Here is a 14,276-nt window from a genome sequence, read left to right on the forward strand (position 1 = left end):
ACGGATAGTCCCATTACGCTTATAGTTTTACAACATTTGATGCTTGGGGTCCACGATTGCCTTCCACAACATCAAATGAAACCTTTTGACCTTCTTCAAGTGTACGGAAGCCTTCCTCCTGGATGCCCGTAAAATGAACAAATACATCTTCGCCATCATCACATTCAATAAAGCCATAACCTTTTTCATTATTGAACCACTTTACGATCCCCTGTTGCATAAGCATTCGCCTCCAATGCGCTTGAATGTAAAATAAAGTTAAATAAATGGTGCACTCATTGAGAAAATGTGAAAAAATTGCATTTTCTCTTAGAACATACAGGAATTGAACAAATAAGTCAATTGATTGACGAAATGCTTGCATATCTGGCTTTCTTTTTTTTCACAATTAAGACTATAATGGAAATGAACAACATAGAAAGTAGGATGCCAAATGACAACGAAAAATCAACCATTATCAGATTTAGAAATCGCTAGTCAAGCAGTGATCAAACCTATTACGGAAATTGCCAATGCTGCGGGTATTCCAGAGGATGCTCTTGAGCAGTATGGACGCTACAAAGCAAAGATCGACCCATTAAAAATTACTGCTCAGGGCGAGGATGCAAAGGTAGTATTAGTATCAGCTATAAGTCCAACCCCAGCTGGTGAAGGAAAGTCGACTGTGACTGTTGGACTAGCAGATGCCCTTCATCAATTAGATAAGAAGGTGATGGTCGCATTACGTGAACCATCATTAGGTCCAGTTATGGGCGTAAAAGGTGGCGCAACTGGCGGAGGTTACGCACAAGTTATACCAATGGAGGATATTAATTTACATTTTACTGGCGACCTTCATGCGATTACAACAGCTAACAATGCTTTATCCGCATTTATTGATAATCATATCCACCAAGGAAATACACTTAACATTGATCCACGACGCATTATTTGGAAGCGTGTCATGGACTTAAATGATCGTGCCCTTCGTAAGGTAGTGGTGGGATTAGGTGGTCCTGTTCAAGGCATGCCGCGTGAGGATGGCTTTGATATTACGGTTGCCTCTGAAATTATGGCGGTATTCTGTTTAGCAACAAGCATTGAGGATTTACGTGAGCGAATCGCTAGTATCGTGATTGGCTATACTTTCGAGCGTGAGCCTGTCTTTGTGCGTGATTTACAGGTAGAGGGTGCCTTAACACTATTATTAAAAGATGCCTTCAAGCCAAACCTAGTTCAAACATTAGAGGGAACACCTGCTATTATCCATGGTGGTCCATTTGCGAATATTGCCCACGGCTGTAATTCTATTATGGCGACACAAACCGCTCGTAAGCTAGCTGATATTGTGGTGACAGAAGCGGGCTTCGGCTCTGATTTAGGTGCTGAAAAATTCATGAACATTAAAGCTCGTAAGGGAGGCTTTAAACCAAGCGCAGTTGTCATTGTAGCGACAATTCGTGCCTTAAAAATGCATGGTGGTGTACCGAAAACAGCGCTTGTAGGTGAAAATGTGGAAGCACTCCTACAAGGAATTGAAAACTTAGCTAAACATGTAGATACAGTTCGTACATTTGGCGTTGAACCAATTATTGCCTTAAATCGTTTTATCACGGACACAGAGGCTGAACTAGAAGCCGTTCTGAACTGGTGTCAAGAAAATCATGTTCGCATTGCCCGTACGAATGTCTGGGAAGAGGGCGGTAAAGGTGGTCTAGCCTTAGCTGAGCAAGTACTAGCTGTGCTAGAGGAAGAAAACAACTTCTCTCCTTTATATGATGTAACAGAGTCAATTGAAGAAAAGGTACGTACGATTGTGCAAAAGGTATATGGCGGGAAAGATGTACAATTTACAGACCAAGCCAAAAAACAAATTGCCCAAATCGAAAAATTTGGTTGGGACTCCCTTCCAATTTGTATGGCGAAAACCCAGTATTCTTTATCAGACCAACCAAGTTTACTTGGTCGTCCAGAAGGCTTTACCATCACAATTCGCGAAGTTATTCCAAAGCTTGGTGCAGGCTTCTTAGTTTGTCTAACTGGCGATATTATGACAATGCCAGGACTTCCAAAAGCACCAGCTGCGCTACGCATGAATGTCGATAACGAAGGACATGCGGTAGGATTGTTTTAACAGAATATTAAAAGCTGCCTACTTAAATGGGCAGCTTTTTTATTGATAATGGGTAAACATGGTTTGTAGGAGGTGACCCAATTCATCGTCTATCTACAATGCAAATATGGTATAAAAGTAAAATTTCGGATGATTCCTTCATCCACCTCTTGAGTAAAAATTCATAAAAATTAATTTTTTTAAAACGATTTTAAGATTCTAGTGAAAACTAGGATCTTTTTTATGTTGCACAAAAATCACGAGAACCTTCCTTATATAAATGTGTTTGGTATTTTTTATCAATAGTTCTCTGATATTGGAAAGATAGAGCGGGTTTTTACAACGAAGGACAATTGTCAAATGAATTTTTATTTAAAAAATACATTGAATTTTCTTTTTCTTTTAAATATAATTTATTTAATTCTAATTCGGAACACTGTACCGATAATAGGAACACGGAGGGATGAAGTCTTGAAAATCGCAACAGATATTGGCGGTACTTTTACTGACCTAGTTTTCACAGATGAAAAAGGAAATCTTCATTTTGATAAGGGACATACGACACCTGGTCACTTTGAGGATGGCATATTAAATGTATTAGGACGACATGTAACGGAAGATTCTTTCATTGAATCATTTATTCATGGATCGACGGTTATCATCAATACATTAACGGAAAGAAAAGGGGGCGTAGTTGGGTTAATTACAACAAAGGGTTTCCGTGATGTTATAGAAATTGCTCGTGGAAATCGACCAGACTTATATAACTTTAAATATAAAAAGCCAGAACCATTTGTAGAGCGTTATTTACGTCAAGAAATTGATGAGCGAATTGATTTTAAAGGAAATATTATGAAAGCGCTTAATACCGAGGAAGTTGACGAGATCGTTTATAAATTTAAGGAATTAGGTGTTGAGGCGATTGCCATTTCCTTAATACACGGCTATAAAAATCCAATTCATGAACAACAGTTAAAAGAAGCCATTTTAAAAATTTGGCCTGAAGTATATATCACACTTTCAAGTGAAACGATTAAAGAATACCGTGAGTATGAAAGAACAAACACAACAGTCCTTAATTCTTATGTAAAGCCAATTGCACATGCCTACTTAAAAAGCCTAAAAGAGAAATTAAGCACAATTGGCATTACAGACCATTTAAAAATTATGCAATCGAATGGCGGAACTACAAGCTTTGATAAAGCAATGGAGCTACCAATCAACCTCGTTGAATCTGGACCTGTAGCAGGGATGTTTGGGGCAGCTAAATTAGGCCAACTTTTAAATGAATCGAATATCATAGCTTTTGATGTTGGTGGGACGACAGCAAAATGTTCGCTTATTACAGATGGCAAAGTCAATGTCACAACAGATTACTATATTGAAAGAAATGAAAAATTTGCGGGCTATCCAATTAAAACACCTGTAGTGGATATTGTGGAAATCGGAAATGGTGGTGGCTCTATCGCACGTGTAGATCAGTTTGGCTCATTAAAGGTTGGACCAGATTCTGCTGGGGCAAAGCCAGGGCCTGTAGCATATGGCTTAGGGAATACACAGCCAACAATTACAGATGCCAATGTTTATTTAGGAAGATTATCCTTAGCAAACTTTGATAACCCAGTATCCATTGACAAAGTGGAGGAGGCTCTTGTTGAAGCAATTGCGAAACCATTTAATGTGTCAGCAGAAGAAGCAGCACAGGGTATTTTAGATATTGCAAACTCCAATATGTTAAATGCACTGAAGCTGATCTCTATTCGTAAAGGCTATGATCCTGAAGACTTTACAATGGTGGCATTTGGTGGTGGTGGTCCACTACATGCGATTAATTTAGCAGAAGAGCTTGGTATGAAAAAAGTCATTATTCCTTATGGCTCATCCGTCTTCTCAGCATTAGGAATGATGATGACCGAATATCGACAAGATTACATTCAAACAAGTTTAATGAACTTTGACAAAGACCATCTTGCGGCTATTCAAGAAAATATTGATCAAGTCATTGCTAATGCCTATGCAGATGCACCATTATCAAAGGATCATTATTATTTTGAAATTAATTATGATTTACGCTACAAAGGTCAAGAGCATGCCGTTAAATTAAATGCATCAGCTATTACGCTTGATGAAGAGGGGCTACTTGCATTAGCAGAAGCCTTCCATATCAAACATAAACAAGAGTTTTCTTTTGATTTACCAGCTACACCAATTGAGTTAGTCAACTTACATCTTACAATCTACGGGAAAGATGAGGCGGTTCAATTTAAAGAGCTAGACTTCTCTCATATCGACAATTCTACATGTATCAAGGCACAACGCAATTTATATGTGAAGGGAACAGGTTGGGTAGAGGTCAATGTCTATGACCAACAAAAATTAGTACCTGGCTATGTCATTACAGGTCCTGCAATTGTGGAAAATCCAACATCTACGGTCGTAATCAATAATAATCAATCAATTGAAATTGATAAATACGGCAATTTGATAGTAGAGATGGAGGGGAAATAAAACATGAAAAAAGATGTTTTTGCAGTAGAAATTATTCAAGATTCATTGCTAGCTATAGGCGATGAGATGTTTATAGCTTTAGCACGCTCTTCTATGAGTCCAGTAATCTATGAAGTATTAGACTATGCTTGTGGTTTAACAGATGCCAAGGGTAATTTAATTAGTCAAGGAAACGGTGTAACGAGCTTTATTGGGATGTTAAGTCCAATGGTACAGCGTGTAATAGAGAAGTTTGATAATGGGAAAAAACTACATGAAGGTGATGTCATTATTATCAATGACCCTTATGTTGGAGGTGGCTCGCATTTATCGGATGTGGGCTTAGTTCTCCCAATTTTCTACAACGGTGAAATTATTGCGTACTCTGCCAATAAAGCACACTGGACAGAGGTAGGGGGCATGGACCCTGGTTCGTTTACAAGTAATTCTAATGAAATCTATCAGGAAGGTTTACAGCTACCAGGTGTCAAACTTTATCATCAAGGTGAGTTGAACGATGCAGTCTATGAAATCATTTCTACGAATGTTCGTTTACCAGAGCTTTCAATCGGCGATATGTTTGCACAAGTAGCCGCCTTAAAAACAGGTGAAAAACGAATCGCAGAGCTTTGTCAGAAGTTTGGTGCGGAATCGGTGAAATTGTCTATTCAAAAATTATTGGACAAGGGTGAGAAAATTGTAGAGTATGAGCTTCAACACCTACCTAAAGGTGAATTTTATGCGGAGGACTTTATTGAAGGGGACCCATTAAAGGGTGGACCTTATCCAATAAAAGTGAAAGTCACAATTAGTGATGAGGCGTTTATTTGTGACTTCAGAGGCTCACATCCTGCAGTCAATGTGCCAATGAACTGTTCTCAGTTTGGTTTAATGGCAAGTGTGCGCGTTATGTTCCTAGCATTACTTGGCGATATTGACGTAATTAACGAAGGTGTCTTTAAACGCTTAACGATTATCACAGATGACAATTCGATTGTTTCAGCTAAACGCCCACATCCTGTGTCTATGAATTTTGAGGCACGTATTGGGGCAGCTGATCTAATTTGGAAAGCTCTTGCGCCGCATTTACCAGAACGCTTATCGGCAGGGCATTTACAATCTGTTTGTACGTTTATTCTCACTGGGAAAAATCCTGAAAATGATGAGTCATTCCTAATTGTTGAGCCATCTGTTGGTGGCTGGGGAGCGGCGAATGATGAGGATGGGCAAAGCGGGCAATACTGTATGGGAGATGGTGAAACATATAATCTTCCAGTTGAAATTGCAGAAACAAAATACGGTATTCAAATTGATGAATATAGCTTAAATTGTGACGGTGCTGGTGCTGGTCAATTTAGAGGTGGCTTAGGTGTTCGTCGCGTTTATACAGTCAATCATGATGGTCAAAAGGTTTCTGTGAACTTAGGTAGACATCAATTCGCGCCATTCGGCTTAAATGGTGGTGGAGAAGGCTCTCACAACTATTTAATCATTCATAAAAAGGATGGAACGAAAATTGGACCAGTGGGCGTACTTGCCAATTATGAATTGCAAAAAGGCGACCGTATCGAGCTTGTGACTGCTACTGGCGGTGGTTATGGTCCTCCACACGAACGAAGCTCAGAGGCCATTGAACGTGATCTATTAAATGAATATATTTCTGTAGATGTAGCGAAAGAGCGATACGGTTATCAAAACGCTTAAAGGGAGAAATAGATGACTGTCAAGACATTAAAAAACTCATTGGATATACTAGAATGCTTTGCAACGACAGAAAATGCATTAGGTGTTCGTGAAATTTCACGCATGATGAAACTGCCGACAAGTGTCGTGCAAAGAACCATTAATACATTTACAGAAGCGGGTTATTTAATACAGGATGAACACACGAAAAAATATAAATTAGGTTATAAAATGTACCTTTTTTATGATGTGTTATCGAATTCAAAAGACCCTCACTCGACCATTTATGAATTGATGCAAAATCTTGCCAGTGAAATCAATGAATCAGTATTTCTTACTTATATGGACAATGAATACGGTGTCACAACGAAAATAGCCGAAAGCAATAAAAATGTAAAGTATGCGGTGTCTTTAGGAACAAAGACACCCCTTTACATCGGTGCTTCCTGTAAGGTCATGTTTGCTTATTTAGACGAGGACAGGCAACTGGAATTAATGGCCTTCTTTCATGAGGAACAATCGAAGGAAGAGCAGGTTTCTTTCCTAGCGTCATTAAAGGAAGAGCTGCAACAAATTCGCCAAAACAACTGGTGTGTTACCATCGGGGAGTATAATGAACATGCATTTGGCATTAGTGTACCGTTATTTAACTATAAAAAGGAAATCACTGCATCTCTTACAATTTCTGGGTTAGTATATGATTTAGATGATCAAAGGGAGAAAAATATGCTTGAACAGTTAGTGAAAGTAGCTCAGCAAATACAATCACACATTTCAAAATTATAACAACAATAGGGGAGCTGACACTATGAATAATAAAGTATTACATCCAAGGGCTTTAGAGCCTGTAACTCTACTAATGATCGTCTTAACATCTGTTGTGGGGGCAATTATTGGGATACAGCTGATTACGACTTTAGGGATTTCTGCCAATACATCAATCGTTGGGGCAATATTTGCGATGATTCTTGGAAGAATACCGATTGGCAAGCTAATTGCCTTTAAATCTGTACACAGACAAAATATTATTCAAACAGCCATTTCGGCAGCAACGTTCAGTGCAGCAAGTAGTTTAATGTTGCCGATTGGTATTCCATATGTATTAGGCTATGAAAATTTAGTATTACCGTTGTTTATCGGTGTTATTTTAGCGATGTTTGTTGATGCTTTATTATTATATAAATTTTTCGATACAAAGATTTTCCCAGCAGCAGGTACTTGGCCACCGGGAATTGCAACAGCTGAAGCCATTAAGGCGGGCGATAAAGGCGGTAAGAATGCAAAGGTATTAATTGGTGGCGTGTTAATTGGTATCGTGGGATCTGTTTTGAAAATTCCAATGTCAGCTTTTGGGGTAGCGTTCATCGGTAATATTTGGGCACTGACGATGTTTGGGATTGGGCTTTTATTAAGAGGCTATTCTGTTCAATTATTTAATGTTGACTTAAATGCTTACTATATTCCACATGGCGTTATGATTGGTGCTGGGATTGTAGCACTTTTCCAAGTAGCTTTTGCCTTATTGAATAAAAAGTCGGCTAAAAAGTCAGAAGAGTTAAGCTATTCAAAAGATGCAAAAGAAATTCGACAAGCATTTGGTGTTGGGTTTATAGCTTATTTAGCCATCGCTCTATTAATCGCTATTTTAGGCGGTATTATTTCACACATGTCTTTCGGTATGTTAATAGGATTCATCATCTTTGCAACGATTGCTGCATTTGTCCATGAGCTAATTGTAGGTATCGCAGCGATGCATGCGGGTTGGTTCCCTGCATTTGCAGTGGCATTTATTACACTGATTGTTGGTATTTTAATTGGTTTCCCAGCTCCAGCACTTGCATTACTAGCAGGGTATAGTGCTGCTACAGGGGTAGCATTTGCGGATATGGGCTATGACTTAAAAACTGGTTTCATTTTACGTGGTAATGGTAGTGATGTTGCATTAGAAAAAGAAGGTCGCAAGCAACAATTGATTGCTGGTATGCTAGCTTTTGCAATTTCCGCAGTTGTAGTATTGCTATCCTATAAATCTTATTTTGCACAGGATTTAGTAGCACCTGTTAACCATGTGTATGCAGCAACAATTCAATCAGGCGTTACAGGCGATGTAGCGAAACAATTAATGATTTGGGCGATTCCAGGTGCATTAATTCAGCTAATTGGTGGTTCAAAACGTCAAATGGGTATCTTATTTGCAACAGGTTTATTACTTGTCAATCCAATTGCTGGCTGGGCTGTCCTAGTGGGTATCATACTTCGTGTTATTTTCACATATGTGACGAAAGGTAAGAGAGAATCTGAAATGACGGTCTTTGCAGCAGGTGTCATCGCTGGAGATGCGCTATATAGCTTCTTCTCTTCCATTCTAAAAATAGGGAAATAGAAAGGAGTCATGCTGAATGGCGAAAGGATTATCGTATGAGGATGGGATTGCTGCCGTTTATGGAGGAGCAATCCTTGGCGGAGGCGGCGGTGGTCTCCTAGAGGAAGGACTCAAGCTAGTGGAGGAAATCTTTGCAGCAGGCGAACCTCAAATGGTGGATATTACCGAATTAGACCAAGAAGATTTAGTTGCCTGTGTGGCAATGGTAGGTGCGCCATCAGCACCCGATCAATATATTTCAAATGAACAGCTTTGTTGGAGCTATCGTAGTATGAACAACTATATCAATCAACGTCTAAAGGGCATCATTACCAATGAAAATGGCGCCATCACGACGATCAATGGCTGGTTGCAGTCAGTCTTATTACATGTACCTATTGTGGATGCTCCCTGTAATGGACGAGCACATCCAACGGGAATCATGGGTTCTTTAAATCTCCATGAACAACAAGAATATCAATCCGTACAATTTTATGCAGGAGGAAAAGGTGACTTCGCCGTCCAAGGCTTTGTGGAAGGGAATTTACACAGCACCGCAAAGACAGCACGCCAAGCTTCTATTTTAGCAGGCGGGCTAGTCGGGGTCACTCGAAATCCTGTGACGATTGACTATTTACAAAAACATGGCGCACCAAATGCGATTACCATGGCCATAGAGCTTGGCTATTGCTTCTTAAATGGGCAAACCTTTGAAGAAAAGCTAGCCCATGTGTTGCAGTATTTGAATGGTGTGCACATCGTATCAGGCGCTGTCACAAATTATTCGTTAACAAAGGAAAATGGCTTCGATGTAGGGGAATTATCAGTGGGTGATTACCATCTGACGTTCTGGAATGAATATATGACATTATCGAAGGAAGGGCAGGTACAATCCAAATTCCCAGATCTCATCATGACGTTCGATACAGAGAAAATGATGCCAGTTCCAAGTGCAAGTATTGAAGAAGGAATGCATGTTGCAGTGATTCATGTAGACCAATCTAACTTAAAATTAAGTACAACCATGCAAAACGAAGCACTATTGCGGGAAATTGATGAAGTGATCAAAGGCGTTCTATAAAGTAAGAAAATAAAACAGTAAAAGCTGCCATCATCTACTTGAATGTAAGATGGGCAGCTTTTATTTGTCCTTCAGCGGGATGGTAATACATTTTATCACAATCGTTCCTACTTCCTTTTTCACTTCATACATTGATGGCTTAAATGAATTTCTTACTGATTTGCACAACTCATCGAACGTGGTATTCACAAGCTGTAAGCAATTATCGTGTACGATTTTCATTAAAGGGAGGAGCTACGTTCATACATAATCAAGGTATTGACTAGAAGAAGGTAACAACCAGTAATGAAAAAACAATGCACTTCTGCTACAACTGGCGAAATCCTTTTGGTCATGCAACAAACTAACTTGTTGTTCACATTTTCGGCATGTACATTTGGCTATGCGGGTTAAACAAAGAATTTCTAAGGGAAAGTGTTCACTTTTATTTGTTTAGATGAATGGTTTTCAATACGCACGTCATCTTTTAAACAGGTTATTCAATTGTAAGCCCGCTGAAGTTAATGTTAAATCTGTTAAACACACAGCTGTTGTACATTGCTGAAAAATATGAGGTACAGAACAAATAGCTGTTCTGTACGTTTATCATACAATATTCTGAAAAATTAGTCAATTGAAATGGATTTGATTTTTAATTTTTCTAGATTACCTCTTATGTAATAAAATACAGTATAATTTTGTAGGAAAGGAATGAGTAGACTATGAATCATTTAATGAATAAAGTACGTGAAATATATGAGCAATTTGATGCTAGTCATGATTTTCAACATATTGAACGTGTCTATCAAAATGCATTAGCTATCCTACATAGCGAGCCAACAGCAGATGAAGAAGTTGTGAAAATAGCGGTACTTTTACATGATGTCAGTGACAAAAAGTATACCGATAGCAAGGAAAAGGAAGAACAGCTTATTGCGGAATTACCTGTTAGTGAGGGTAAAAAGCAGCATATTCGAGATTGCATTGCTCAAGTGTCATTTAATGGTGGGAATGAGCTAGAAGCAACATCATTGGAAGCAAAAATCGTACGAGATGCAGATCGTTTAGATGCGATTGGTGCTATTGGCATTGCCAGAACATTTGCTTATGGTGGCGCAAAAGGTCGCAAGCTTTATGATAAGGAAGAAGAAGCACGCACAAATATGTCAGAGTCAGAATATCGTCAGAAAAACACCTCGTCTGTTACTCATTTTTATGAGAAATTATTACTGCTAAAAGATTTAATGGTGACGGAAAAGGGCAAGCAAATGGCACTTGAACGTCATCAATTTATGGAAAGCTTTTTAAAGCAACTCCAGCACGAAATCGGTCAATAGCACATAGCACAAAAACCGCCTTTTCAAATAGAAGGGTGGCTTTTGTGCTTCATTCGGGTATGGTCTTCGTACCACCAAAAGGATGTATGGTAAGCTAGTACTTTAGTTTTGTATTGACTATCAAATAGATTGGAGACGCACAAATGAGGAATCCTTCATCATGTGTTACTCCATTACCATTTAATAGCTTAGATGGATTCATTAAAATAGGAGGATATCGCTGTTGTTAATGCTTCCCAAATGATTGTCAGGTCTGCTTGGGAAGTACGCCAATTACTGAAAGCCGCACGAATAGCTGGCATATCTTTGTAGACAGTTGGCGTCATGTATACTTTGCCTTGTTGATTTAAAGTTGTTAAAAATTGTTGGTTCATTTCAGCTGTCAGTGCCTCATGATTGACGGCGAAGCACACGATATTCAGTCGAACAGGTGCTAGCAATGTAAAGTAGGGACTGTCATCTATTTTTTGACCAAGCTGTTGTGCGAGTAATACATTTTCTTCTATTAATTGTTGGTAGCCCAATTTACCATAGGCCTGTAAAGAAAACCAAGCAGGTAGCGCACGAAAACGACGTGAATTTTCAGGTGTAAGATCACAGAAATCTGGATTTTCAAGGGAACTACCAAGATAGGCAGCATTATTTTGAAAAACGGTTGCTTGCAACGATTGATGACGGGTAAATTGCATAGCGGCATCATAAGGGACGTTCAGCCATTTATGTGCGTCAATTGTAATAGAATCTGCATAATTCATGCCCTCAACAAAGTGACGATACTTTGGTGAACAGGCTGCAAAGCCACCAAAGGCCGCATCGATATGAAGCCAGAAAGGGTATCGCTTTTTTAGCTCGCCAATTGCTTGTAAATCATCAAAGTCAACCGTATTGACAGTTCCCGCATTTGCTACAACTATACAAGGTTCATGTAGGTTTTCTTCAAGAAACTGCTGTAATTTTGTGATGTCAATGGCTTCTCGCTGTTCTAGGCATAGCATAGTATGAATGGAATTTATTCCCATGCCAAGCATAGAGGTTGCTTTGATTATACTTGAGTGGGGCGTTCCGCTAACAATCTTTATTGGAGGGATACCATATAGACCATCCAGAGCAGTGTTTTTTCCATAGTATTGTGCAATCCATTCCCTTGCTTGAGCAAGTCCTACAAAATTAGCCATCGTAGCCCCACTGACAAATGTTCCTCGATAATCATCGCTTAATAGCAATAACTCCTTTAGCATGTCAATTGTCGCAAGCTCCATTGAACCTGCAATAGAGCCCTTAGAATGGGATAAATTTTGATCGTAAATACTTACTAACCAATCTCCGACAATCGAAGCAGGGGTAGATCCACCTGTGACAAAACCCAAGTATCTTGAGCCTACACTACTATTTAAGCCTTCAGCAAATTGCTTTGTAAAATATTGAAGTGTTGCCTGAGCACCCTCACCCACTTCTGGAAGTGTCGGAGTAGGAAGGCTAGAGGAATGGTTCGTTACAGCTCTATGCTCCAGATTATTAAAAAAATTGGCTGCATGGTCAACTACATCCATTAAAAGCGTTTTTATTTTTTCCTGATCTTGCTTCATGTTCATCATGTGTCATCATTTCCCTTCATTTTAACTTAGCTATTTCTGCCTCTACACTATATAGTGATATATATAACAGTCAAATGAAGACTATAACAGTTGGAGGTCCAATGGAAATAAAGCTGAATCGTCAGTCCGATCAATCTTTAATTGATCAAATTTCAACTATCCTTGCAGAAAAAATAAGGTCAGAATTTTTACAGGAAGGGAGCCAATTACCTTCTATTCGGAGCTTTTCAAAAGAAAATCAAGTGAGTCCTGTCACAGTCAGTAAGGCATATGCCTTATTAGAAAGAAATGGTTATATTGAAGTGATACATGGCAAGGGGGCGTTTGTTCGAAACAAAGAACAAAGAAGCTCAAATGAGAGCGGTAGTGATTATAATTGGCAACTAACCATTCCTGATTACATTCAACGTTCACAATCTATGTTAAATAAAAGAATGGAATATGCGATGAAATTCTCCAGTGCGACCATCCACCCTGGATTATTACCCTCTGTTTATTTGGTGAATGAAATTGTGGCGATATTACAGGCAGATCCTCAGATTGTGGCTCGTTATGGAACGGTACAGGGGGATGAAGATGCACGAAAGGCAATCCGAGACTATGTCAAAACATATAGTAATATTGCCACAACACCGCAGGAAATTATTGTGACAAACGGTGTACAACAAGGTATAGATTTAGTGGCTAAAACATTTATTGGACCTGGAGATATTGTCATTACCGAAGCCCCTACATATACAGCAGCAATCGATGTCTTTAGAAATCGTGGGGCCCACATTATTCCCATACCAGTAGACGAGGAAGGAATGCAGACAGCTCTTCTAGCGACACTCTGCCTAAGCAAACAGCCAAAGCTTATCTATACAAATCCTACCTTCCATAATCCTACAGGCACAGTTTTAAGTGAAGCAAGAAGGAGAGAATTACTGGATCTTGCCCAACAATATGGCTTTCTTATTGTAGAGGACGATTCATGGAATGAAATTTATTTTGACGATAACCCACCACCACCTCTGAAAGCTTTAGATACAAGTGGTCATGTTATTTATTTAAAAGGCTTTAGTAAGACGTTGGCCCCAAGCTGTAGAATCGGCGCTATCCTTTCAAAAGGTACCGTTCATCAACGACTTTTATCTGCCAAATCCAGTGCCGATTCGGGTAACCCCTTATTAACACAAAAGGCACTGATTCCATTTTTACGTTCAGACCGAATGCATGCCCATTTAGAAAAACTGCGCATTGCACTTGAGATAAGAAGGGATCAGACCATTGCATTGTTGAATAAGCATGCACCAAAGGGCGTTACGTGGATCGAGCCAAAAGGTGGACTTAATATTTGGGTGTCTTTACCTAGTAATGGCAATACGGATGAGCTGTTATGGAAGGCTCAACAAAACCAAATTACCTTTTTACCAAGCTCAGCTTGTTATCCAGGAGAGCCACAATATCACCATCTAAGAATTAGTTACTCTTATCCTGAACCTCACGACTTAACACAAGGAATCATCAAGCTTTGTCAGCTTATGGAATCCTATTTACAGGACATGCCACCAGTTCGTTGATAGTTTGTTGTTCTTTGTTTACCTGCGGTTTGATGTTATGATGAATAGTGGATATCAATAATCGTCTACATAAAAATCGTGTGGGCATGAACAATACC

Annotated in this window: 10 protein-coding genes; 8 read left to right on the plus strand and 2 right to left on the minus strand. The window is 39.2% G+C overall.

The window, feature by feature from the left end; translation table 11 throughout:
- Window positions 1-19 precede the first annotated feature (19 nt).
- Window positions 20-220, minus strand: a complete 201-nt coding sequence (locus B3D98_RS09790) for a cold-shock protein (RefSeq protein ID WP_004269397.1) — start codon at window positions 218-220, stop codon at window positions 20-22.
- Window positions 221-433: 213 nt separating this feature from the next.
- Between B3D98_RS09790 and B3D98_RS09795 the strand changes: the two genes are divergently transcribed.
- The 7 genes from B3D98_RS09795 (at window position 434) to B3D98_RS09825 (ending at window position 11,021) form a co-directional block, all read left to right on the plus strand.
- Window positions 434-2,113, plus strand: a complete 1,680-nt coding sequence (locus B3D98_RS09795; RefSeq protein WP_048390103.1) for a formate--tetrahydrofolate ligase — start codon at window positions 434-436, stop codon at window positions 2,111-2,113.
- 450 nt (window positions 2,114-2,563) lie between these two features.
- Window positions 2,564-4,600, plus strand: a complete 2,037-nt coding sequence (locus B3D98_RS09800; protein WP_054550816.1) for a hydantoinase/oxoprolinase family protein — start codon at window positions 2,564-2,566, stop codon at window positions 4,598-4,600.
- A 3-nt stretch (window positions 4,601-4,603) separates the two neighbouring features.
- Window positions 4,604-6,283, plus strand: coding sequence for a hydantoinase B/oxoprolinase family protein (locus B3D98_RS09805; protein WP_112117765.1), 1,680 nt, complete (start codon window positions 4,604-4,606; stop codon window positions 6,281-6,283).
- Between the two features lie 12 nt (window positions 6,284-6,295).
- On the plus strand, window positions 6,296-7,048 hold the full coding sequence (locus tag B3D98_RS09810; protein WP_054550817.1) for an IclR family transcriptional regulator: 753 nt from the start codon (window positions 6,296-6,298) through the stop codon (window positions 7,046-7,048).
- A gap of 22 nt (window positions 7,049-7,070) precedes the next feature.
- Window positions 7,071-8,645, plus strand: coding sequence for an OPT/YSL family transporter (locus B3D98_RS09815; protein WP_048390111.1), 1,575 nt, complete (start codon window positions 7,071-7,073; stop codon window positions 8,643-8,645).
- 16 nt (window positions 8,646-8,661) lie between these two features.
- Window positions 8,662-9,705, plus strand: coding sequence for a DUF917 family protein (locus B3D98_RS09820; RefSeq protein ID WP_288582727.1), 1,044 nt, complete (start codon window positions 8,662-8,664; stop codon window positions 9,703-9,705).
- Between the two features lie 701 nt (window positions 9,706-10,406).
- Entirely contained in the window at window positions 10,407-11,021 is a 615-nt protein-coding gene (locus B3D98_RS09825; RefSeq protein WP_288582728.1) for an HD domain-containing protein, read from the plus strand.
- 188 nt (window positions 11,022-11,209) lie between these two features.
- On the opposite strand, the gene B3D98_RS09830 is transcribed toward B3D98_RS09825, so the two are convergent.
- Window positions 11,210-12,616 (minus strand): pyridoxal phosphate-dependent decarboxylase family protein, encoded by a 1,407-nt coding sequence (locus tag B3D98_RS09830; protein ID WP_288582729.1) that lies wholly within the window; start codon window positions 12,614-12,616, stop codon window positions 11,210-11,212.
- A gap of 101 nt (window positions 12,617-12,717) precedes the next feature.
- On the opposite strand from B3D98_RS09830, the gene B3D98_RS09835 reads away from it, so the two are divergent.
- Window positions 12,718-14,178 carry a PLP-dependent aminotransferase family protein gene (locus B3D98_RS09835; protein ID WP_288582730.1) on the plus strand — a complete coding sequence of 487 codons (1,461 nt, stop codon included), beginning with the start codon at window positions 12,718-12,720 and terminating at the stop codon, window positions 14,176-14,178.
- Window positions 14,179-14,276 lie beyond the last annotated feature (98 nt).

The sequence above is a fragment of the Lysinibacillus sp. UBA5994 genome (assembly GCF_002429725.1).
Lineage (GTDB): Bacteria > Bacillota > Bacilli > Bacillales_A > Planococcaceae > Lysinibacillus > Lysinibacillus capsici.